This window comes from Alkalicoccus halolimnae, assembly GCF_008014775.2.
In the GTDB taxonomy this organism is placed as follows: Bacteria; Bacillota; Bacilli; order Bacillales; family Salisediminibacteriaceae; genus Alkalicoccus; species Alkalicoccus halolimnae.
This window is the reverse complement of sequence record NZ_CP144914.1, coordinates 3,485,817-3,507,672: the sequence shown is the minus strand read 5'-3', so window position 1 is coordinate 3,507,672 and position 21,856 is coordinate 3,485,817. Positions and strand designations below refer to the sequence as shown.

20 protein-coding genes and 1 pseudogene are annotated in these 21,856 nt (G+C 46.6%); 14 read left to right on the top strand and 7 right to left on the bottom strand.

The features are described from left to right. Positions 1-558: 558 nt before the first annotated feature. Positions 559-2,418: an LTA synthase family protein gene (locus tag FTX54_RS15955; protein WP_147802669.1), complete on the top strand. Its 1,860-nt coding sequence runs from the start codon at positions 559-561 to the stop codon at positions 2,416-2,418. A 108-nt stretch (positions 2,419-2,526) separates the two neighbouring features. Continuing rightward, positions 2,527-3,021 carry a hypothetical protein gene (locus FTX54_RS15950; protein ID WP_147802670.1) on the top strand — a complete coding sequence of 165 codons (495 nt, stop codon included), beginning with the start codon at positions 2,527-2,529 and terminating at the stop codon, positions 3,019-3,021. A gap of 368 nt (positions 3,022-3,389) precedes the next feature. On the opposite strand, the gene bshB2 is transcribed toward FTX54_RS15950, so the two are convergent. From bshB2 to FTX54_RS15935, 3 genes are read right to left on the bottom strand one after another with little or no spacing between them, the layout of a single operon-like run. After that, positions 3,390-4,058, bottom strand: coding sequence for a bacillithiol biosynthesis deacetylase BshB2 (gene bshB2, locus FTX54_RS15945; RefSeq protein ID WP_147802671.1), 669 nt, complete (start codon positions 4,056-4,058; stop codon positions 3,390-3,392). Between the two features lie 23 nt (positions 4,059-4,081). Next, positions 4,082-4,432, bottom strand: coding sequence for a YojF family protein (locus FTX54_RS15940; RefSeq protein WP_147802672.1), 351 nt, complete (start codon positions 4,430-4,432; stop codon positions 4,082-4,084). Between the two features lie 16 nt (positions 4,433-4,448). Next, entirely contained in the window at positions 4,449-5,390 is a 942-nt protein-coding gene (locus FTX54_RS15935) for an ATP-grasp domain-containing protein (RefSeq protein WP_147802673.1), read from the bottom strand. A 339-nt stretch (positions 5,391-5,729) separates the two neighbouring features. On the opposite strand from FTX54_RS15935, the gene FTX54_RS15930 reads away from it, so the two are divergent. The 9 genes and pseudogenes from FTX54_RS15930 (at position 5,730) to FTX54_RS15890 (ending at position 16,655) form a co-directional block, all read left to right on the top strand. Then, positions 5,730-6,695, top strand: a complete 966-nt coding sequence (locus FTX54_RS15930; RefSeq protein ID WP_147802674.1) for an aminoimidazole riboside kinase — start codon at positions 5,730-5,732, stop codon at positions 6,693-6,695. Between the two features lie 4 nt (positions 6,696-6,699). Then, complete coding sequence (locus tag FTX54_RS15925; RefSeq protein WP_147802675.1) at positions 6,700-8,130, top strand: sucrose-6-phosphate hydrolase; 1,431 nt, start codon at positions 6,700-6,702, stop codon at positions 8,128-8,130. A gap of 550 nt (positions 8,131-8,680) precedes the next feature. Next, positions 8,681-9,367, top strand: a complete 687-nt coding sequence (locus FTX54_RS15920) for a uracil-DNA glycosylase (protein WP_147802676.1) — start codon at positions 8,681-8,683, stop codon at positions 9,365-9,367. 156 nt (positions 9,368-9,523) lie between these two features. Further along, positions 9,524-10,348: an aldo/keto reductase gene (locus FTX54_RS15915; RefSeq protein WP_147802677.1), complete on the top strand. Its 825-nt coding sequence runs from the start codon at positions 9,524-9,526 to the stop codon at positions 10,346-10,348. Between the two features lie 15 nt (positions 10,349-10,363). Then, the gene (locus FTX54_RS15910) at positions 10,364-11,230 is read left to right on the top strand and encodes an NAD(P)-dependent oxidoreductase (RefSeq protein WP_147802678.1); all 867 of its coding nucleotides are present in this window, start codon (positions 10,364-10,366) and stop codon (positions 11,228-11,230) included. 248 nt (positions 11,231-11,478) lie between these two features. Then, positions 11,479-13,611 carry a PAS domain-containing sensor histidine kinase gene (locus FTX54_RS15905; RefSeq protein ID WP_147802679.1) on the top strand — a complete coding sequence of 711 codons (2,133 nt, stop codon included), beginning with the start codon at positions 11,479-11,481 and terminating at the stop codon, positions 13,609-13,611. A gap of 126 nt (positions 13,612-13,737) precedes the next feature. Then, positions 13,738-14,139: pseudogene (locus FTX54_RS15900) on the top strand (NAD(P)H-binding protein); the annotation flags it as partial. A 288-nt stretch (positions 14,140-14,427) separates the two neighbouring features. Further along, complete coding sequence (locus FTX54_RS15895; protein WP_246125563.1) at positions 14,428-16,215, top strand: M3 family oligoendopeptidase; 1,788 nt, start codon at positions 14,428-14,430, stop codon at positions 16,213-16,215. A 278-nt stretch (positions 16,216-16,493) separates the two neighbouring features. Continuing rightward, on the top strand, positions 16,494-16,655 hold the full coding sequence (locus FTX54_RS15890) for a hypothetical protein (protein WP_187254457.1): 162 nt from the start codon (positions 16,494-16,496) through the stop codon (positions 16,653-16,655). A 27-nt stretch (positions 16,656-16,682) separates the two neighbouring features. Here FTX54_RS15890 and FTX54_RS15885 read toward each other — a convergent pair whose 3' ends face one another. Beyond that, positions 16,683-17,186: a DUF421 domain-containing protein gene (locus tag FTX54_RS15885; RefSeq protein WP_147802681.1), complete on the bottom strand. Its 504-nt coding sequence runs from the start codon at positions 17,184-17,186 to the stop codon at positions 16,683-16,685. Between the two features lie 655 nt (positions 17,187-17,841). Here FTX54_RS15885 and FTX54_RS15880 point away from each other — a divergent pair. Beyond that, a complete protein-coding gene (locus FTX54_RS15880; protein ID WP_147802682.1) occupies positions 17,842-18,321 on the top strand; it encodes a YtxH domain-containing protein in 480 nt (159 codons plus the stop codon). 97 nt (positions 18,322-18,418) lie between these two features. After that, on the top strand, positions 18,419-18,859 hold the full coding sequence (locus FTX54_RS15875; protein WP_147802683.1) for a YwdI family protein: 441 nt from the start codon (positions 18,419-18,421) through the stop codon (positions 18,857-18,859). 77 nt (positions 18,860-18,936) lie between these two features. Here FTX54_RS15875 and FTX54_RS15870 read toward each other — a convergent pair whose 3' ends face one another. Further along, a complete protein-coding gene (locus tag FTX54_RS15870; RefSeq protein WP_147802684.1) occupies positions 18,937-19,563 on the bottom strand; it encodes a GNAT family N-acetyltransferase in 627 nt (208 codons plus the stop codon). A 129-nt stretch (positions 19,564-19,692) separates the two neighbouring features. On the opposite strand from FTX54_RS15870, the gene FTX54_RS15865 reads away from it, so the two are divergent. Then, on the top strand, positions 19,693-20,064 hold the full coding sequence (locus FTX54_RS15865) for a DUF423 domain-containing protein (RefSeq protein WP_147802685.1): 372 nt from the start codon (positions 19,693-19,695) through the stop codon (positions 20,062-20,064). Positions 20,065-20,130: 66 nt separating this feature from the next. Here FTX54_RS15865 and hemQ read toward each other — a convergent pair whose 3' ends face one another. Beyond that, positions 20,131-20,874: a hydrogen peroxide-dependent heme synthase gene (hemQ, locus tag FTX54_RS15860; protein ID WP_147802686.1), complete on the bottom strand. Its 744-nt coding sequence runs from the start codon at positions 20,872-20,874 to the stop codon at positions 20,131-20,133. Positions 20,875-21,102: 228 nt separating this feature from the next. After that, positions 21,103-21,852, bottom strand: a complete 750-nt coding sequence (locus FTX54_RS15855; RefSeq protein WP_147802687.1) for an enoyl-CoA hydratase/isomerase family protein — start codon at positions 21,850-21,852, stop codon at positions 21,103-21,105. Positions 21,853-21,856 lie beyond the last annotated feature (4 nt).

Sequence of the window (21,856 nt, the reverse complement as noted above, 5' to 3'; positions counted from 1 at the left end):
AGCCGAAGATCCATCTCTATCGACCGCAGGGGAAAAGGGATCAGCTGAGGCCTGTCCGCCCGGAAAGCGTCCCCATGGGAACGAAAGCGTTTGTTTACGGAATTGGAAACGAATTATTAAGTTAAACATATATAATTAACTCAAACCGCTTATACCTGTTACTGCGGATTTTGAAGAGAAGAAGCAGACTTTAAGTGATAAAAAGCAGGAACAATTTACTTTACATGCTTAAGAGCCAAGTCGGGTGTGGATACATGTAGAAAACTCCGTTTCAATTGACCTGCCGTGAAGGATTTTCTTTATATACAGCATTGTCAGATGGCACTGTCAATCTGGATCTTATTAACATTTTTAAAACTTTCAGGATAACATTCTCTGAAATAGGCGGTTAATTTATAAGAATAAAGGGTATAATAAGATGATAAGCTTTTCTATTAAAGCGTGTAAAAGAGTCTTACAGCTTGAGCATATAAGCCTTTTCTTATTAAAATAGAAGAGAGACTATCTTATTATAGGGCAGGGACTGCCTTTTATATAAACAGAAAGGAATGGGACATCATGCGTGATTTTTTAAGCCGTCACCGTTTTATGCTGTTCTGTCTGACTGTTTTATGGATTAAAACAGTTGTTGTCTCCTTTCTTACATTTGATCTTGTCATGAATCATTGGTCCGAAATGGTAATATTCATCATCAACCCTCTCGCTTTTCTTCTGCTGATTTTTGGAGCCGGTCTGCTATTAAAACCCTCCTGGCAGCGACCCTACTTTTTTATTATTAGTGCGGTACTTTCAACGATTTTATACAGCAACACGGTTTACTACAGAGAGTTTGCAGATATTATTACCCTTCCGATGCTCGTGATGAGCGGAAATGCAGGAGATTTGACTACGAGCGTATTTGAATTGATCCAATGGTGGGATATTGTTTTCTTCCTTGACCTGGTTTTTATCGGATACTTTGCGGTGAAAAAGCCGGAGGTGCTGTCTGTAAAAAAGGAGAAATTCTGGACGTCAAAACTGACATATGCCTGGATAGCCACTGTGGCTGTTTCGATTATTCTGGTGAGCCAGGTGGAAGTAGAAGAACCGGAAGCTCCGGCACATTCCTTTGATAGAGAAAATCTGGTTAAAAGTCTTGGAATTTATAATTTTTACTTCTATGATGTCTATCTTCATTTTACAACAGGTGCGCAGTCAGCCTTTGCGGAAAGGGAAGATCTGGACGATATCAAGCAGCATTTGGAAACGTATCAAATTGACCCGAACGCCGATTACTTTGCAGAGGCGGAAGGAAAAAATGTTGTCGTCCTCTCACTGGAGTCGTTTGAAACTTTTGTCATTGGTGAGACGATAAATGGGGATGAAATAACGCCTTTTTTAAACGACCTTATTGAAGACAGCTTTTATTTTGACAATATTTATGACCAGGCCGGCCAGGGAAAAACTTCGGATACGGAATTTATGGTAAATAATTCTCTTTATCCGCTTGGCCGTGGCGCTGTATTTCATACCCATCCGGAAAATGAATTGACACCGCTGCCCCGCGCTCTTGGGGAAAAGGGTTATTATAACGCTGCGTTTCATGCCAATGTGGATACTTTTTATAACCGGGGAGAAGTCTATCCCCACTTAGGATATGATCATTATTACGATATTGATGCCTACGATATTTCTGATGAGAACTCGGTCGGGTGGGGTCTGAAAGATATTGAGTTTATGGAACAGTCAATGGATTATTTTGAAGAAATTCCCCAGCCGTTTTACTCAACGATGCTGACACTTACGAATCATTTTCCTTATGAACTTGATGAAGAAGACACGTACGTTGATGAAGCAGACACGGAAAGTGATATTGTTAACCGTTATTTTCCGACTGTACGGTATACAGATGAAGCAGTACGTGTCCTATTCGATGAGTTCAAGGAAGCAGGAATGTACGAAGATACGATCTTTGTCATATACGGAGATCATTACGGATTAGCGGAAAGTCATTATGAAGAGCTGGAAGAATTTCTGGAGAGCCCGATCGGTCCATATGAAACCGTTAAACTCGACCGCATTCCGGTTATTATTCATGCGCCCGGAATGGAAGATCAGGCAGAAACAATAAGCACGGTAGGTGGCCACATCGATATTATGCCGACGCTTGTAAATCTGCTCGGAATGAATCAGGAAGAGCATGTTATGTTCGGCAGCGACCTCCTTTCGGAAGATCGGGATGATTTCGCCGTTTTGCGGAGTGGAAATGTTGTCACCGATGAAGTAGTCTTCACCGGGGAATTCTGCTTCGATGCAGAGAGTGGAGAAGAGCTGAATATGGAGGCCTGCCTGGAAGCTGCGGAACGGGGAGAGGACGAATTGTACTACTCCGACCAGATTATATACGGAGATCTGCTCCGGTTCTTTGAGGCAGGCTGATGCACCTCAGCCTTGCTTCCTGGATGTGTAAAGAGCCGGGCGTTTATCTTCTCCGAAAAAAGGGAATTATAAAATATTATCAATTCTTGCATTTTTGGGGGTGGGAAAATGCTTCGTTATGGAAATCCATTTTTAGGAAGGTACCTGCGATACGTAGTTACACTGCTGATTTTAGGAATTCTTCTCCCGGTGATTCTCTTTCCCCAGCAGCCGGCTGCAGCGGTCGTAAGTATACTGGCGGCGGTATTATTAACGGCTGGGCTGGACGCTGTTATTTATTTCGCGGCAAAAAATAAAGCGGCTGCTTTTACGAAAGAGGATGTTCGTGTGATGATTCCGGCTCTCAAGACAAAAGCTGACTGGCGCGGATACCTTATTATGACCGATTCTTATATTTTATTTGTCCCGATTTTCCATAAAATCACATTTGTTTCGGAGTGGCGGAAAGTTGTTTCCTACGACATGGAAGGCGGCTATATAGAGCTGCTGATCAGCCACGCCGCCTACAAACGCTCCGTCCATTTTATCGTCGCTTATCCAAATATGGCCCGCGAAGAGCTGGACAAACGGACAAAAGAGGCAAGAATAGCGGTGGAAGTTTAAAAAGCCGGGCATTACTTTTTAGAAAACACATTTCCAACATACGAAAAGGAGCACATTCCGTCTATACACGGAATGTGCTCCTTTTCAACTGGGGATAAAACCAGGTTACCTGCTATAGCTCACAGGGGCTGATTTCTTCCTTCACTTCCGGCTTTCTAAAAATAGAGGACCAATCAGAAGCTCTTTCGATAGAAATTACAGAAAACTCCTTTTGAAGGTAAACCCTCTGACCTCACCCTTTCTTTCTAAAGCGGGCGGCGGAGACTCCGGAGGGATTAGCTGAAGCGGGCCCGCCCGGAAAGCGTCCCCATGGAAACAAAAGCGTACGTCTATCGCTTATCTTTTTATTTTCAAGGCAGCTTTTTGTATTAATCTTCGACAGGATAAGTCCAAAATCGTTCTGTCTGCAGCATATATTCAATCGTTTCATCGTGTTCTTCCATTCTGCTGCGGACCTGTTCCATTAATCCGGCAGTCTGGGAGGCATGAGCTTCAATCACCTGCAGTTTTCGTTCCCGGTATTCGCGGACGTCTCTCACTACATCCGGCTCCCCAAGAGCTTCTTCACTGCCATCGGCAAAAGCAATGGCATGAATCCCGGGACGGTTTTCGTCAGGAAGCTTCCTGACAGCATCCACGACAGCTGCTCCAGTAGCGTCATGATCCGGATGAACGGCATAGCCGGGGTAGAACGTAATAATGGTAGTAGGATTTACTTCCGAAATGACATCGGACAATCTTTCTGAAAGAGCGTCCCTGTCTGTAAATTCGACTGTTTTATCCCTCATCCCGAATCGGCGGAGATCCTCAATGCCAAGAAGGCTGCAGGCTTCTTTAAGCTCTTTCAGGCGGATATCGGGAAGCGACTCCCGGTTTGCCATAACAGGCCGCCCCATATTACGTCCCATTTCTCCTAGAGTCAGGCAAATATAGGTAACCGGAGTCCCTGCATCGGTGTGGGATAAGATTGTTCCCGAAACGCCGAATGCTTCGTCATCCGGATGGGGGAAAATCACAAGAATATGTTTGTCTGTCACAGGGCATACCCCCTTTTCTCTATTTATTTTCGAAACGGCTTTTGACTTAATTCGAGGGCCACCGCGAGGCGCCCGCTTTCATCATGACCGGCCATCAGCACCCGGTCTTCCTCATCTATCTCCCAGTCTGTCAGGCCTTCCGCATACAGCCATCCGATTTCTGTTTCCAATCCGACCCGATAAGGACCGGAACCGGCGATTTTTCCATGAATGTAGCGGAGCTGGGCGTTGCGGATGAAGGCTCCGGCAGAAAAGAAAGCTTTATCATTATGATTGGCGTAAGCGCCGTTGGTCGTCTCCAGATGGACATATACTGTTTCCCCTGAAAGCTCATTTAACTTTTCCTGAACCTGGGAAGGGTCAATTGTTTTCAAAGCCGTGAGCTCCTTTCTAACGTGTAATTGAGGCACGGTGCAGGTAGGTTTTCAAAGCTTTCGCAATTTCCTGCATGCCGTACGTCCCGTAAACTTCTTCAGCTTCTGCGTTGTAATTTGTATTGGTATTCACATCATACGTATAGGTGGTCCCATCTGAGTCGGTAATCTGTTCAATGCCGGCAAAGGAAATATCGTTATCCTGGAGAAATGCTTCGTATTTCCTGATTAAAGGACTGTCGAATCCGGGAATAATTTCGAACTTTGCCCTCGTTTCTTCCGTTCCTGTCGGGCAGAATTGATCCTCGATCCGGCATGCATCCGCGGGACACAGCTCAAAACCTTCGGATGTATCTACCTGGACAGCGTACATAAATTTTCCGTCGACAAACTCACAGCGGGTAATAGTAGAAGAGGGTGCATCGATAAACTGCTGAAGCAGCATCACACCGTCGATAGAAGGCTCAATTTCCCCGTCGTTGACTTTGTTTTTCAACGCTTCCACACTGTCAAAGCGTTCCACTCCCAGCCCCTTGCCGGCACGGTTGTGTTTCGTAATAAAGGGAAGAGGCATGCTCTCTGCAGCTTTTATAAGCTGGCTTGCACCAACTGCTGCCGTCGTTTTTGGAACAGCAATGCCGTGTTTTTTCAGCGCTTCATATTGAGCTGCTTTACTGACTTCCAGATAGAGAGCTCTTGTGCCGTTTAATACGGTTCTATTATGGCTCTCCAGCCAGTTTAACACAGCTTCCGTTAATTCGGGAGCATAGCGGTGCCCTCGGGAATGCGAAGAGGCACTCATCCGATTATAAAAGACGCCTTCAGGAGGCACTTCATCCAAAGGAACAATGCCTTCATGGAGGTGCCAGTCTTCAAATGGAACATTCAGCTTTTCCAGTGCTTCCAGCAGAGGCTTCGTCCATTCATCATTTTCATGTAAAATATATATTTTTTCCAAATCATATCTTTCCCTTCTCTATAAATTACTCCTCCAACTGGAGAGGAAATATTATTTCTGTCCTGCCCGCACAACCGGGCAGTTTCCTTTAGTGTCAGCTGCTTTCATTGTAGCAGGTGTGAAGAAAAATTCAATAAAACCTCCCTCTTTACCAGACTTTGAAGCAGCTCCCTTCTTTTCCGTAAATCTCGGAAAAAACAACGATTCGATCTTCCCTGCCAACCAGCCTCTTCCAGCCATTTTTTGTTTACGCTTGTAGGGGATAAAACGCAAACGTATAATGGAAAGAAGGAAGCTGTACATAAATGGGAAGCAATGAACACTCAAAAGAAGGAGTAGATGACTGTGAACAAAGGAATAATCTGTTTAGGTGAAGCTTTAATCGACTTTATCCCGCTGGACGACCATAATGAAACCTTTCAAAAAAGTCCGGGCGGAGCTCCGGCCAATGTAGCAGTAGGCCTTGCCCGTCTTGGTGCAAAAGCTTCTTTTCTCGGGAAAGTCGGTGACGACGTCCTCGGGCGGTTTTTAAAGGATACACTGAACCGCTACGGAGTGGATACGACCCAGATGCGCTTCACGAAAAACACGCGGACCGGCGTCGTCTTCGTTACGCTTGGAGAAGGTGGAGAACGAAGCTTTGAATTTTACATCGACCCAAGCGCCGATCGATTTTTAGAGGAAAAAGAAGTGGTGGAAAAGCTGTTTGATGATCATAACCTGCTTCATTTCGGCTCGATCAGCCTTATCAGCGAACCTGCTCAGTCAGCGACTAAGAAGGCAGTCAAAACAGCAAGGGAAAAAGGCCTGCTTGTCTCCTACGATCCGAACCTCCGCCTTGGACTCTGGGAATCGGAGGAACAGGCACGAAGCGCCATCCGCAGCATGCTTGGAGAAGCGGATATTTTGAAGATCTCGGAAGAAGAACTGGAATTTATAACAGGGGAAGCAGATATAGAACGGGGAGCGGGGCGTCTGGACGAATTCAACATTCCGCTTATCCTGATTACGATGGGAGAAGAAGGCAGTTATATCTTCATGCAGGGAGAAGCTCCTGTAAAAGTACCGGCAATGAAAGTAAATGCAGTGGATACGACGGGAGCAGGAGATGCCTTCGTTTCAGGTATGCTTTATCAGCTTCACCTGCTGGAAAAACCAATTCGGGATCTGGCACCGGAAGAAGTAAAAGAAATGGCTTCATTCGCGGCTGTTTCCGGAGGGTTGGCCGCTTCTACAAAAGGTGCTATGACGGCTCTGCCGACACTGGATGAAGTGAATAAAAGACTTGAAAACCTGGAGGGATAACGAAATGACGGAAAAAGAAAAACAGCTTCACGAAGCTGCCTATGAAGCAGTGGAAAAAAATAAGTCGACCGTAGAGGGTGATCCTTACAGACAGGCTTACCATCTGATGCCTCCTGCAGGTCTGCTCAATGACCCAAACGGATGGATTCAATGGAAAGGCACCTATCACATGTTCTTTCAGTGGAATCCGTTCAGTCCCGATCACACTCATAAATTCTGGGGGCACTTCACGTCGGATGATCTGATCGAATGGAAAGAAGAGCCGATCGCCCTTGCTCCGAGCGAATGGTATGAGAAGAACGGCTGTTACTCAGGAAGTGCGATCGAACTCGATGACAAGCTTGCCCTTATTTATACGGGAAATGTAAAAGATGAAAACAACAATAGGGAAGCCTACCAGTGTGTGGCAGCTTCGGAGGACGGGGTACACTTTGAAAAACAGGGACCTGTAGTAGATACGCTTCCTGAAGGGTACACGGCAGACTTCCGCGATCCTAAAGTCTGGAAAGAAAACGGCCGGTATTATTTCGTCATTGGAGCAAAAACTACTGAAAAAAAGGGGCAGGTGCTCCTCTATCGCTCCGATGATTTCAAAAAGTGGGAACTCGTCGGCCCACTCGCAGGCAGCGGGCTCAATGGACTCGGTCCATTCGGCTACATGTGGGAATGTCCGGATCTTTTCTCTTTGAACGAAAAAGAGGTACTGATTGTTTCTCCCCAGGGATTGGAAAAGCAGGGTAGACATTTCGAGAATACGTATCAGGCAGGGTATTTCCTGGGAAATGCGGATCTTGAAAAGGCTTCTTATTCCCACGGGGAGTTCAGGGAACTGGATCAGGGTTTTGAATTTTACGCTCCGCAGACGACAGTCGATAAAGAGGGACGACGTATTTTATTCGGATGGATGGGGGTCCCTGACTCTGATGAGGAATTCCAGCCGACTGTTGGACATCAATGGATTCACTGCCTGACTATCCCTCGGATTATAACCGTGGATGGAGATAAAATTCGTCAGGAGCCTGCAAAGGAACTGGAAAACCTTCGTGTGGAGGAAGCCCTGGAGCTGCGGGTCGATACAGCAAAAGGAGCAGAAGTGGTCATAACGGAAGCTTCAGAAATGGTCATTGATACCGCTCAGGCAGAAGACCTTTATTTAACTTTCCGGAATGAAGCTTCTTTCTTTTATGATGCTTCCGAAAAGCTGGTCACCTTCACACGTCCCCGCTTCCGGGATGGGGAAATAGAAACAAGACAGTGTCACCTCGATACTCTGGAGCGGCTTCATATTTTCATGGACTACTCATCATTGGAGATTTTTATGAACAATGGAGAGACGGTGATGACTTCCCGGTTCTTTCCTAATCCTGCAGATAACACAGTAGAAATAAGCGGAAATGCAGGATCGATTACCTGGAAATCATGGGAGCTGAAATAAATAAGCTTCCATTAACAGCGGGATGGAACGCTTTGTGTTACAGGTGTAACGCTCTGAAAAAACCTTCAAATAAGTACTTTTGATAATGGAGCGCACGGAGTGTTGTAACGCCGTGCGCTGTTTTGGAACGCAGTAGTCTCCGCAGAATCCCACCCTGAAGCAGTACTGCTCTTTTCAGCAAAGGTAATAAGACTCGGTCTGTTAAAGACGAAAGGTTTTGAAGTGCCTGCGCCTTTTATTTCTTTATTTACCACGCAGAAAATCTTCAGCTATCCATCTATATGAATGTCTGGGAAGCCGCGTGCCCGCCCGGAATACGCCCCGATGGAAACGAAAGCGCACGTTCATCGCTTACCTGGTTTATTTTCAAGGCAGCCTTTCTGAACAGCAGCACCGAAAACTGAAAGAGCCTGCTGGAAAAGAAGAACTTTTTAAAGCCTGCAGCCGCCTGTCGAAGAGTTCCGGTAAATACTGCAAAAACGTTTCTTCAGAGGGGTTTGTTACATACTACGTGCAGGGAATAGAGAGCAGAGAAGAAAGGAGGGGAAATATGGCAGAAGCTTTTCAAAACGACTGGCAGGATCAGGTCGGAGCCGAGCTCACAAAAGAATATTTTTCAGAGCTGCGAAGCTTTTTGAGAGAAGAATATAAACAGCATCAGGTGTTTCCGCCTAAAGAGGACGTAATGAATGCTTTTCATGCTACAGCTTACGAGGATACGAAAGTTGTCCTCCTCGGCCAGGACCCCTATCACGGAAAAGGGCAGGCCCATGGTCTAAGCTTCTCTGTCCGTCCCGGGGTGAAAGTCCCGCCTTCGCTCGTGAACATTTATAAAGAACTGCACGAAGATCTTGGATACCCTATCCCCCGCCACGGCTATCTTCAGAACTGGGCAGAACAGGGTGTACTTATGCTTAACACCGTTCTTACCGTAAGAGCGGGAGAACCTCAGTCTCATCAGGGTAAAGGCTGGGAACAGTTCACGAATGAAGTGATTGACCGCCTGAACGAAAGAGAGCGTCCGGTAATTTTTCTGCTTTGGGGGAAACCTGCTCAGAAGAAAAGAGAAAGGATCGATGAAGAAAAGCATGTTATTTTTACTTCTCCCCACCCGAGTCCTTTTTCCGCAAACCGGGGTTTTTTCGGAAGCCGTCCCTTTTCAAAAATTAACGAGCAGCTGCAGGTCTGGGGAGAAGAACCGATCAATTGGCAGCTCCCGGTTGATCCGCCGGAATAAGCGTTTTACTTATGCAGCTGCGGTGTTAAAGTCTGTTGTTAATACTCCGCTTCGTCCCGCCCTGTGCACCCATGGGAACGAAAGCGCACGTTCACCGCTTATTTACTTTATTTTCAAGTCAGCCTGTGCAGAAAGTAATTTTTAAGGAGGAATTCGATGCGTTCTATAAAAGAAAAATCTTTGCTTCACAATGGGGTAGAAATGCCGTGGTTCGGTCTGGGGGTATATAAAGCCGATAATGATAATGAAGTGGAAGAGGCCATATTGACTGCTCTTGAAGAAGGGTACCGCAGCATAGATACGGCTTCTTTCTATAATAATGAAGAAGGAGTAGGCAGAGCGTTAAAGGCAGCCGCTCTTCCGCGGGAAGAACTCTTTATCACCACCAAAGTGTGGAACGATGATCACGGATACAACAATACTATAAAGGCATTCCATGAAAGCCGCCGCAAGCTCGGACTGGAAGTCATTGACCTGTATCTGATTCACTGGCCCGTTGCCGGTTTGTTTAAAGAAACGTGGCAGGCCCTTGAAAAGCTTTATGAAGAAGGGTATGTAAGGGCGGTAGGTGTCAGTAATTTTCAACCGCATCATCTTGAAGAATTGAAACAATCTGCGGAAATTTTCCCGATGGTCAATCAGGTGGAATATCACCCGTGGCTGACACAGCCGGAACTGTACCAGTACTGCAAGGAAAACCACGTGCAGCTGGAAGCGTGGAGTCCGCTTACACGCGGCCGTAAACTGGACGATAAAACTATTACGGCACTTGCTGAAAAGTATGGAAAGACGCCTGCCCAGGTGATTTTAAGGTGGGATCTTCAAACAGATGTCGTGACTATTCCCAAGTCTGTCACACCGAAACGAATCAGGGAGAATGCGGAGATTTTTGATTTTGAACTGACGGAGGAAGATGTTAAAAAAATCTCTGATCTGAACGAAGACCTCCGTTTCGGACCGGATCCGGACAACTTCGTTTAATAGGGAGAGGATAATATGACAACTATAGGCTTTATTGGAACGGGAGTCATGGGAAAAAGTATGGCCCGCCACCTGCTTCAGGGCGGCCACGGGCTGCACCTGTACACGAGAACGAAATCCAAGGCGAAGGATCTGCTTGAGGAAGGCGCAGTCTGGAAGGAGTCTCCCGGTGAGCTGGCATCGGTATCGGACGTCGTCATAACGATGGTCGGCTATCCGGAAGATGTGAAGGAAGTTTATATGGGAGAAAACGGACTGATTGAACGTGCGGAAGCAGGCGCGCTGTTAATTGATATGACAACGTCTGATCCCGCGCTGGCAGCAGAAATAGCCGAACAAGCGGCATTAAAAAATATTCATGTACTTGATGCGCCGGTATCCGGAGGAGATATTGGAGCAAAAAATGCCGAGCTTGCGATTATGGCCGGAGGCACAGAAGAAGCTTTTGCAAAAGCCGAACCTGTATTCCGACTGCTCGGTACCAATATAAGGCACCTGGGGAAAGCAGGAGCCGGCCAGTCCACGAAAATGGCCAATCAAATCGCGATTGCCAGTACAATGATGGGTGTAAGTGAATCGCTTGTCTATGCTGAAAAGGCCGGTCTGAATGTGGAACAAGTTCTTGATACAATCGAAACCGGAGCAGCAGGCAGCTTCTCTCTTTCCAAACTCGGAAGGCGGATGATTGCGGAAGATTTTGAGCCGGGGTTTTACGTAAAGCATTTCATTAAAGACATGCGGATTGCTGTTGAATCTGCGAAAAAAATGGGGCTGGAACTCCATGGACTCGAGCTGGCGGAATCACTTTATGCGCAGCTGGCAGAGAACGGGTGGGAGAACGCCGGAACGCAGGCGCTCATCAAATATTATTTTCAAAAGTGAATCAATGTCATAAGTGCTTTTCCAAGACAGCGATACGAATATTTTAATAAATTCTATTCTGATATTTGTGTTTAGTAATGGCTGCAGGGAAAGGCAGCGAGTGCTGGATAGTGGCAGAGCAGTCTGAAGATCCTCCCGTACGTAAGAAAGCCGCGTGCTTTTTCCGCGGCAGAAGGAGGAGCCGCGGGCGCTCTTTAATAACAACGCTAAGCACTAATCGAGCTAATAAATAAAGGGGCGCCTTGAGGATGTTTGACAATTTACGCCGTAAGCTGTTTGTATTTATGCTCCTCGTATCGCTTTTGCCGATGGGACTTGTTGGGGTAGTCAGTTTTATTAATCAGGAAAATGAAATAACAACCCAGGCTGAGCGGACATTGGTGGTACAGAGTGAACGTATTACAAACGAAATTAACCGCTTTATGGGAGAACGGCTGAATAATGCAGCATATCTTGCGAGAGACCCCGTACTTAAAGATCCTTTTATCGGCTCATCGGAAATGGAAGAGCGCATAGGCCAGTTTTTAAATACTCATGACATGTACGAAGATGTTGTAGTTGTAAACCGGCAGGGAATTGTGATGACAGATATGAAAAGCGGTCTGCGTGGATATGACGTAAGTGATCGTCCCTGGTTTGAACGGGTGGCAGACGGAGAAACGGTACTTTCCAATGTCTACCGTTCTCCTCTGCTGGGAGAACCAGTGCTTCTGCTTGCTGCTCCTGTGTTTGATGAGGAAGGAGAGCTGCTCCGCATTTTACTGCCGGTTTTTGATTTTGGTACCTTTCATAGTGAAATTACCGCTTTTTTAGAAGAAGAAGAGAATGTATGGGAAACGAATAGTGTTTTGATGGATGAGACAGGCACCGTTATAACGCATCGTGATGAAGAGCAGATTCTTGAACAGAACTATTTTGAACATACGGCACTTACTCCTTCCGACCTGGAACAGGCTGCAAACGCAAGGGAGACGCTGAAGATTGAAGAGGATAATGTTCATGCGTTTGCCCGTGTAAGCAGCTTTCCCGGATTTGAGCATGACTGGTATGTAGGTTTGTCTGCAGACGAAAACGAAATGTATGCGCCTCTGACAAACCTGCTGATTAATTACCTTCTTATCTTCGGGGTGGTCCTATTCTTACTTGCAGCTGCCGTTTACTGGCTTTCCAACAAACTTGTTTCCCCCATACAGCAGCTTGTACACAAAGCAGGGGCACTTGCTCACGGGAAGAGAGTAAACGAACCATTCCGGGGAGGGTACGGGGAAATTAATGAATTGAATTACGCTTTCGATACAATGGCTGAACGACTGCAGGAAAGAGAACAGTTTCATAAACATTCCACCCTCGTTTTGGAATCGACTGATAACGCTGTCTTTGCGTTTGAAGAGCATACCGGGAAAATCACGTTATGGAACCGGCGGTGCCGGGAATTGTTCTGTGTAGAAGAGCCAGGATCCTTAGCGGAACTTGCAGCAGGATCTGTTTCATTTTCTCAGCTGAAAAGGCTTCTTGCCGGCCTGGAAGACGAATATCCCGGTACGAACAGGAGAATGGAGCTTAATTTAAATGGAAATAGGGAAGGAGAAGAGTATCTCGTTTCTCTTTCCCCGCTGCAGAGTCCTCAGCAGAATGAACGGCTTGTCATTTTGTATGATCTCAGTGACAAACGTAAAGCGGAAACGGAAATGATCCGCTCTGAAAAACTGAAGGTAGTAGCGCAGATGGCCGCGGGGTTTGCCCATGAAGTCCGGAATCCCCTGACGACGATCCGGGGGTTCATTCAGCTCGCCCACGAAAATAAATCGCCTATTAACGATCAGTACTACCTGCTTGTTATTGAGGAAATTGACCGGGTCAATAAAATTATCCATGAGCTGCTTGATACGGCAGACCCGAATGCCCCGGATGAAAAAAGGGAAGTGGATCCGAATCAGGTGCTTCAGGATATCCTGACTCTGCAGCAGCCGCAGCTTCGTGAAAAAGGGATAGACTGGAATTTGCTGCTTGATCCGCAGCTTCCACCGGTGTACACAGATAAGAACAAATTGAAGCAGATATTTGTGAATCTTGTTCAAAATGCAGTGGAAGCCATGCCCGAAGGAGGCGAACTGATCATACATACGGCTGTGGAAGGGAAGCAGATCCGTCTGGATATTGGTGATACGGGTATCGGCATGAATGAAGAGATTCTCCGTAAAATCGGGACCCCATTTTTCACAGAAAAAGCAGAGGGGACTGGTCTGGGACTTACGATGAGCTACCGGCTCGTAGAAGAAATGCAGGGGAAGGTTTCTGTCGAATCGGAACCGGGGAAAGGAACAACATTTACTGTGCTGCTGCCGCTTGAGGAAGATGAAGAGAATACGAGTTTTTTTTAGGCGTCTTATTTCATTCCTGGTTCAGGGTGGATTGACTGCTTTTTCTTCTGCCCGGCAGCTAAGTTTTCCCCAAACAAGAAGGAACATGAGAACATTTATAAAAATAAAAAACAGAGGTGAAAGCCAGTGAAACAAGCATTAGTAGCCGGAGCAACCGGTTTAATTGGACGGCATTTAGTGGAGGAACTTCTCGAAACAGACAATTACGATAAAATTCATTTATTGACGCGGCGCCGAACTCCATTTTTTGAACGCGAAAAAGTGGTGGAACATATCGTTTCCTTCAACGAACTCGATGAGAATGATACGCTGTTTGAAGATGTGGACGATGTCTTTGTCACGCTTGGAACGACAATGAAAAAAGTGAAATCAAGAGAAGGATTCATGCAGGTCGATTACACTTATCCGGTAAAAATCGCTGAACTGGCCAAAAAGAATGAAGTGAAACGTTTTCTCGTTATTTCTGCCATGGGAGCCGATTCAGATGCCCGCTTCTTTTACAGTCAGGTAAAAGGAAGCATGGAAGAAAACATCAGAGATCTCGATCTTCCGGCGCTTCACATCATCCGCCCTTCATTGATTACCGGAGACCGCTATGAATTCCGCTTCGGCGAAAAAAGTGCAGGACTGCTTGCGAAACCGCTGCAGGGTCTGAAAAGCAATGTTCTTGATAAGTACAAACCGGTCGAAGCTGTTTCTGTTGCAGAAGCACTCGCCACGATAGCCGGTTCAGACAGCCAGGGACTTCACATTTATGAAAATGAAGACATTCATCGTATCCATGCTGCCCTGCACGGAAAAACGCTGAACAGCTCCATTACTTCGAAGTACAGCGAGCAGTGGAATCTGGAAACGATATTTCCCGGAGGAAGCGGGTCTCAGCAGTTTAAACAGTTTCTGGTAAATACGGAAACGGACCTTGCTACGATGAAATTAAAACTTGAACGCGCCCAGAATAAGGATGCATCGGACGTAGAAGAATGGGCGGAGCTTATCGAGCGTGCCCAGACGATAGGGATGAAAGTCAGAGAAGTAAATGCTTTTGTCAGTTGTCTAACAGCTCAGGATGTTACAGATGACGATGCAAAGCTGCTCGGAGGGAAAACGAAACAGCTGGCTTCCCAGTACGGCCAGATTACTTCTGCCATCGATGAGCAGCTGCTTCACTTTACCGACGCCCAGTGGGATGAATTCGTCAGTCTGGAGAGCATGCAGAAGATCCTCTTCAATCTCGAAGAACGCCGCAGCAGAGCGAAAGAAAAACTGCCGGCAGATAAAGAGCAGCTGATCCAGAAGCTTAACGTGGACGGCTATCATGCCTGGGGAGACCTTTACGATACAATCGTCGGACGCATGAAAGTGGAAATCCGTGAAAAAGGAATCAAAAAGAAATATTCCGTCGGTCAGGCCGCGAATAAACTCTCCGACAAAAATAGAAATGTACGTAAACACGTGTTTGATCAGTTTGAAAAAGCGTGGGAAAAGGAAGCGGATCTTTTTGCAGAAACGCTGAACCATCTTGCCGGTTTCCGTCTTGAAACATACGACGCACGCGGCTGGGAGAACGTATTAAAAGAACCGCTGCAGATTAATCGTATGAAGCAGGAAACACTCGATACGATGTGGGACACGATTACAAAAAATAAAGACGTCTTTACTGATTACCTGCACCGGAAAGCAGAGCTGCTCGGCGTAGAAAAACTTGCGATGCATGATATCGGTGCTCCGCTGACGAAAAAAGTGCCACAGGTAAGTTATGACGACGCTGCGGATATGATCGTGGAACAGTTTAACAAATTCAGCCCGCAGATGGCGGACTTTGCCCAGATGGCATTCAACAACCGCTGGATTGAAGCGGAAGACCGCGACGGTAAGCGTCCGGGAGGATTCTGTACAAGTTTCCCTATTCGCGAACAGTCCCGTATTTTCATGACTTATGATGGTTCTGCTTCCAATGTCGCGACGCTCGCCCACGAACTCGGTCATGCTTATCATCAGCACGTCATGAATGACCTCCCGTATATGTCCCAGGGCTATGCGATGAACGTAGCGGAGACAGCTTCCACTTTCGCAGAAATGATTGTGGCGGATGCTTCGGTTAAACAGGCAGAGACAGACGAAGAAAAAATTCAGCTTCTCGATGATAAATTAAATCGAAGTGTCGCGTTTTTCATGAATATTCACTCCCGCTTTCTGTTTGAGACACGGTTTTATGAAGAGAGAAAAAGTGGACTTGTCAGTAAAGAACGATTGAATAAGCTGATGGTGGAGGCACAGAAAGAAGCGTACTGTGATTCACTGAGTGAGTATTCCCCAATGTTCTGGGCTTCCAAGCTGCACTTTCATATTACCGGCGTACCGTTTTACAACTTCCCGTACACGTTCGGTTATTTATTCAGTATGGGAATCTATGCAAAAGCAGTGGAAGAAGGAGAAGAGTTTGAAGAGAAATATATTAAGCTGCTTCGTGATACAGGCCGGCTCGATGTGGAAACACTTGCCGAGAAACACCTCGGAGTTGACCTGACGCAGCCTGAGTTCTGGCAGGATGCGATCGACTTCCTGAAAAAAGATGTTGAAACATTTATGGAACTGACAAAATAAGAAAAACGAAGCCCGCAGTGAGATTTTCACTGCGGGCTTTCATAGGTATGGAGAGGTTCACCGGAAACATCTTCTTTGAATGACTTTCTTTAAAGCTGTCCCCTGGAAACGAAAGCAGCTGTTTACAGAAGCAGGAACTAACAATTCGGTTTAATATATAAATTGAACTTAATATTTATAAAGATAGAATGTATGACCTCGAAAGCGGTCTTCCCTATCGAAAGAAAAAAGGGTGTTATCATTTTTAACGGCCGACCATACCTGCAGGAAGAACAGAAATGGAGAACAGGCCGCTGGAGTGGATATGGGGCGACTCCGGGGCGAATAAGGACGAGCCCCACCCCGTCCGTCCGCAGGGAAGAAGGGATCAGCTGAGGCCGGCCCGCCCGGAAAGCGTCCCCCTGGAAACGAAAGCGGCTGGTTACAGAAGCGGAGACTAATTATTAAGATCAACATATATAGCTGTTTTATTTTTCGGAAGGAAGAACGCTTTCTGAACTGCTTTCAGATTTTCCCATCACAGAAAGAGACCCGTCCGTTTCGAGCACAACCGCCTGCACAGTGTTCAGGGAAACATGCCCGTTCGTACGGACGGCCTGCTTGATCTCATCCTCTTTTATGCGCTCTTTTTTCATAGCGCCGTCCATAAACGTTCCTTCATAAAAAAGCAAACGGGGTTCTCCTTTAATCAGCGAGTTAAAAAACGCTGCATGAACAGAAAGCCACGTAGCAAGAAACTGCAGAAGAATCAGCATTGCAATTGCGGTCATTCCCTCTGCATAAGCAATATTTGCATCAAGAAGAATAGTAGCAACGGTAGAACCAAGTGCAATTGTAATAATGAAATCGAACATATTCATTTTCGACAACGTACGTTTTCCCGAAATACGAAGCATTAGTATAAGCAGCGGATAAACACAAAAGGCAATAATAATCGTTCTGTAAATTCCCTGCCAATCGTCAAAAAACATCGAAAACCTCTCCTTTCAAACGTCTATGTATAGTCAAGTTCCCGGGCGTTCCCCTGTCTAACCCTGTGATTCATTTAGAGAGGGAAACAAGGTCTGTCACACGTCTTTTTAAGGTGAAGCTGCGTTAAAGTCTGTGGCTCTTACGCAAACTTGGTGGTATGGAGCTATATATACCAATAAATCTAAAATGAACTAATTACCTCGAACCGCTTTTGCCTGTTACTGCGGCTTTTAAAGGGAAAGCTCTGTTAAAGCTTTAACAGAGACACTCATGCAAAAGCCTTGCACCATGAAGGATGAAAATCCCCTTTTACAGGAATGGAATTTCCTAACTATAAAGGTGGTATGAATGATTTTCAAGAAGGAATTTTCTTTATTAGATGGCAGGTACTTCTCTATCTTTTTACCGTAAGCGGTAGAGGCAATGGGGCGACTCCGAGGCGATGGAGGACGAGCCGAAGATCCATCCCTCCCGAACGCAGGAAGGGATTAGCTGAGGCCGGCCCATCCGCCCGGAAAGCGTCCCCATGGAAACGAAAGCGCACATTCATTAACTATCTACTATTATTTTCAAAGCAGCTTAATGTTTAAACGGTGTAAAGAAGTGGAAAAGCATAATTAATAAGCTTACCCATTATAGAAGGAGAGATATACTATGGCAGAAACACAGCAGAGCAAAGCGAGTACAAAGCTGGTAACAGGAATGGCAGTCGGAGCCCTCGTCGGCGCAGCCGTTGTTATGTTCGATTCGAACACCCGTACAAAAGTTGTCGATAATGCCGGCAGCCTGAAGGACTCAACAATGAAAAAAGCAGGTGAAATAAGAGAGGATCCAGGCGGTACAAAGGACCAGGTAATGGAGCGGGTTCAAAGTGCCACTACTATTTTGAAGGAGGCTGTTAACGATCTTCAAGGCTTATATAATAAGGCGAATTCTGAGGTTTTTGAGCAGGTCAATGAGGTAAAAGAAGACGCAGAAAAGATTATTTCCAGTGCGAAAGAAGCAGGAAGCGACCTGGAAGATGTCGGCGAAAAAGTGATGGATGCGAAAGAAGAGCTGGTAAGCGACTCTTCTGAGAACAGCCAGGAGGATAATCAGACAGGCGGCAACGATACTACGGGCCGTCCGGTTTAGTAAATTTCAAACGGGTAAAAGGACCAGGTATGGACAAGTCCGATTCGAACCGTTCCCTGGTCCCGGAACACATTCAAATTGCCTGCATGGCATGGCCATGCAGGCAATTTTTGTGCACAAAGTTGTCCGGCAGGGAAGGTTTTTGAATGACGTGCAGCCTGAAAAAGCAGAGCTGTTTCGTTTCCAGCCGGAACAAGGTAAAATAAAAACGAGAAAGGAGCGATGCCAAATGGACATCCCTGCAAAGCTCGTTATTGAAAAGATGGAAATGGAGCTTCATCGTTTAAAACACAGCGTAGATGATCCGAACGCAGGTACGTCTTACCGCGATCACGCTCAGTCGCTGAAAACATATTGTGAACTGCTTCTCGAGTCCCAGCATACCGGCACTCATTATAAAGTTGATAAAGTGCAGCATGCTTCTGTCGAAAACGTCCGGCCGCCGGAAAAGCCCATTGAATCAAAGCAGCCTAAAAAGAAAGCCTCGATTTACGATGACGGGGACGAGCCGGCGAGTGACAGTCTGCTGGACTTTTAACGAAAGCACCGTAAAGAGCCTTCGCTTTCTTATCCTGTTCCTCGGAGAAAGAGAAACCCGGCATATCCAAAGAAACTTTAAAGAAAAGCCGGGTTTTTCCATTCTACGAGCACCCCGTAATCCTTTGACTCCTCATCTTCTAAATAATCGGGAATGACCTCAACCACCGAAAGCCCCTGTTTCAGCATAAAGGAGAGGACGAGGTCATGGAGTTCCCCGCTTTCCACTTTCTGCACGTAGGCAGCTGCATCGAGCTCCTCAGCATAGCTGCTGTATCCGGGAATGCGGCAGCCGGCGACGTAACGCTTCAAGCCGAGCGATTGAACGAGCCGTTTCCGTTCCTCATACAAAGCGGCTGCGATCCCGCGGCCGCGGAACGAAGGACGGACGCAGACATCGATCCCGTAGAGCGTATCACCGTCGGGGTTGTGCGATTGTTTGATATACCCTTCATCGGCGATTTCATCCCATGTATGACGGCCTTTCTCCAGTGTTGTGATGAGAGAAGTCGCCGATCCTGCCGGACTCTCTCCATCAAATGCGATCATCGCACCTTCCGGAAATGTCTCTGTATGAGCTTTAATGTGGGCTTTAGACCACCACAGCTCTTCGGGAAAAGGGGGTGGGAAAGCTTCTTTTTGAATGAGCAGAAGATCTTCATAGTCATCCATAGTATAAGGACGTACATAAACGGATTTTGACATCGTAAACAACCTCCAATCAGCATTTCCCCCATTATAGAAGATAATGAAAAGCGCTGCCAGTTGATTGCCGTTTCCAGAAGCTCCGTGATAAGATAAGTCGAGAAAGCCACCACAAAGGAGTCATCATTTATGAAACTATTTTTAGTGCTCGGCGGAACCATGTCTTTTTTATTCGTAGCGATCGGGGCATTCGGGGCGCACGCGCTTGCGGATAAACTCGAAGCAAACGGCTATACCGCTACGTTCGAAACAGGGGTTCAGTATCATATGATCCATGCTCTGGCGATTGTAGCCGTAGCGATTCTGACTCAGCATTTATCATCCAGCGGACTTCTAACCGGGGCGGGCTGGGCCTTCTTTACAGGAATTATTATATTCTCCGGAAGCCTCTACGCCCTCAGTTTAACCGGCATCCGCGTTCTCGGAGCAATTACGCCTATTGGAGGCGTCGCCTTTCTCACAGGATGGGTCTTACTCATTATCGCTGCGTTAGCAGAATAAAAAGAAAAAAGGAGCTGTCCCAAAAGTTTATTGGGGCAGCTCCTCTGCATATGCCGTGCGTGACATTTACACCTCGAAGTAAGGTTTTATTTCGCTGTTTTCCATCGTCTGGCCGACGTAAAACGTGCCAAACTCGCCGTAGCGCGCGCTGACTTCATCAAAACGCATTTCGTAGACAAGCTTTTTAAATTCAAGCACATCGTGGGCAAACAGCGTAACGCCCCATTCCCAGTCGTCAAAGCCTACGGAACCGGAAATAATCTGGCGGACTTTTCCTGCATATTGACGTCCAATCATGCCGTGGCTGCGCATCATTGTCTGACGATCTTCCATGGAAAGCATGTACCAGTTGTCGCTGCCCTGACGGCGTTTATCCATCGGATAAAAACAGACGTACTTCCATTTTGGAAGTATCGGCTTCAGACGGGCCTGGATTTCAGGATCCTGATTCGGATCTTTATCAGATGGCAGATAATTGCTCAGCTCCACGACGGAAACATACGAGTACGTCGGTTTCATGTAAGCGGCAAGGCGGGATTTATTCAATGCAGCTTCCAGGTCAAGCAGCTCATCCATCGTTGGACGAAGCCATAGAATCATGATGTCTGCTTTCTGTCCAAGAATAGAATAGACACCGTGGCTGCCTTCAAATTTTGCCTGCACATCTTCCCAGGCTTCAACCATATTTAAAAATTCATTTAATATTGAATCCCGCTCACTGTCGGAAAGCTTCTGCCACTCCGGCCAGTTGATCGTGCGGAAATCATGGTAGCAATACCATCCATCGAGGGTCTTTGCTGGTTCTGCCAAAACTATCACTCCGTTTCTCATTAAAAATTATCGGATATTTTTGCTCACAGGTGCCATTATACTAAAAAGCAGCCGAAAACAAAAATACAGACAATTGGAAGATGAGTCTTAGGGGGTCTTCATTTCAAACCCGCCAGGAAACGAAGGAGTGAATCCGCCTCTTATAAAAGCGGCCCGGCTTCACCACTGCAGGTGGAAAGCCGGGCGGTTTTTCGTCAGCGGAACTCTTTACTTCTTCTGGGACTTTTGCAGAAAAGCCTGCAGGGCATCCTGGTGTGCCTGGGACTTTCCGGCTTCCCGCTGGCCTTCGACTTCGTATGCGAGCACTTCTTCCAGACTGTCTTCAAAACCGCGGCGCATATTGCGTTTCATCATTCCATAGGCGGGAAGAGGTGCCATCGTGAGCTGCTCAATCCACGTGTCCGGATAGCCGTGTCCGTTGATCAGCCCGATCTGCAGCGCTTTTTCAACGTCAATTTTTACACCGGTACCGAGCTCAAGAGCTTTCGACAGACCGACGAGCCTCGGCAGATAGTAGGAAGCACCGGCGTCGGGGACGAGTCCGATTTTCAAAAAGCTGAGCGCAAAGGAGGCGTTCCTGTCCGCAAAACGGAAATCACAGGCAAGCGCCAGGCTCAAGCCGGCCCCGACAGCCATGCCGTTAATATAAGCTACGATTGGCTTTTCAATTTCTTCCATCAGCAGCAGGAGGCGATTGTAGGTTTCGTCTAAATAAAAACCGTAATCAAACGTTCCGAGCTCTTCTGTCGGGATACTTTTCAAGTCCGCTCCGCTGGAAAAAGAATCACCGCTGCCAGTGAAGACGATCACTTTAACAGTTTCGTCCTTTTTCGCTGTGGAAAACGCTTCGTAAAGTTCTTCGTGAGTTTCTTTATCGATCGCATTTTTCACCTCGGGACGGTTAATAGCAATGGTCGCCACCTCGTTCTCTACACTGTACATCACTTTATTATTCATTTAT

What these genes read in the sequence shown, in the direction of transcription:
- FTX54_RS15955 (WP_147802669.1), top strand. Translation starts at nt 559, where the DNA reads ATGCGTGATTTTTTAAGCCGTCACCGTTTTATGCTGTTCTGTCTGACT.
- FTX54_RS15950 (WP_147802670.1), top strand. Translation starts at nt 2,527, where the DNA reads ATGCTTCGTTATGGAAATCCATTTTTAGGAAGGTACCTGCGATACGTA.
- FTX54_RS15930 (WP_147802674.1), top strand. Translation starts at nt 5,730, where the DNA reads ATGACTGTGAACAAAGGAATAATCTGTTTAGGTGAAGCTTTAATCGAC.
- FTX54_RS15925 (WP_147802675.1), top strand. Translation starts at nt 6,700, where the DNA reads ATGACGGAAAAAGAAAAACAGCTTCACGAAGCTGCCTATGAAGCAGTG.
- FTX54_RS15920 (WP_147802676.1), top strand. Translation starts at nt 8,681, where the DNA reads ATGGCAGAAGCTTTTCAAAACGACTGGCAGGATCAGGTCGGAGCCGAG.
- FTX54_RS15915 (WP_147802677.1), top strand. Translation starts at nt 9,524, where the DNA reads ATGCGTTCTATAAAAGAAAAATCTTTGCTTCACAATGGGGTAGAAATG.
- FTX54_RS15910 (WP_147802678.1), top strand. Translation starts at nt 10,364, where the DNA reads ATGACAACTATAGGCTTTATTGGAACGGGAGTCATGGGAAAAAGTATG.
- FTX54_RS15905 (WP_147802679.1), top strand. Translation starts at nt 11,479, where the DNA reads ATGTTTGACAATTTACGCCGTAAGCTGTTTGTATTTATGCTCCTCGTA.
- FTX54_RS15890 (WP_187254457.1), top strand. Translation starts at nt 16,494, where the DNA reads ATGGAGAACAGGCCGCTGGAGTGGATATGGGGCGACTCCGGGGCGAAT.
- FTX54_RS15885 (WP_147802681.1), bottom strand. Translation starts at nt 17,186, where the DNA reads ATGTTTTTTGACGATTGGCAGGGAATTTACAGAACGATTATTATTGCC.
- FTX54_RS15880 (WP_147802682.1), top strand. Translation starts at nt 17,842, where the DNA reads ATGGCAGAAACACAGCAGAGCAAAGCGAGTACAAAGCTGGTAACAGGA.
- FTX54_RS15875 (WP_147802683.1), top strand. Translation starts at nt 18,419, where the DNA reads ATGCAGGCAATTTTTGTGCACAAAGTTGTCCGGCAGGGAAGGTTTTTG.
- FTX54_RS15870 (WP_147802684.1), bottom strand. Translation starts at nt 19,563, where the DNA reads ATGTCAAAATCCGTTTATGTACGTCCTTATACTATGGATGACTATGAA.
- FTX54_RS15865 (WP_147802685.1), top strand. Translation starts at nt 19,693, where the DNA reads ATGAAACTATTTTTAGTGCTCGGCGGAACCATGTCTTTTTTATTCGTA.
- FTX54_RS15855 (WP_147802687.1), bottom strand. Translation starts at nt 21,852, where the DNA reads ATGAATAATAAAGTGATGTACAGTGTAGAGAACGAGGTGGCGACCATT.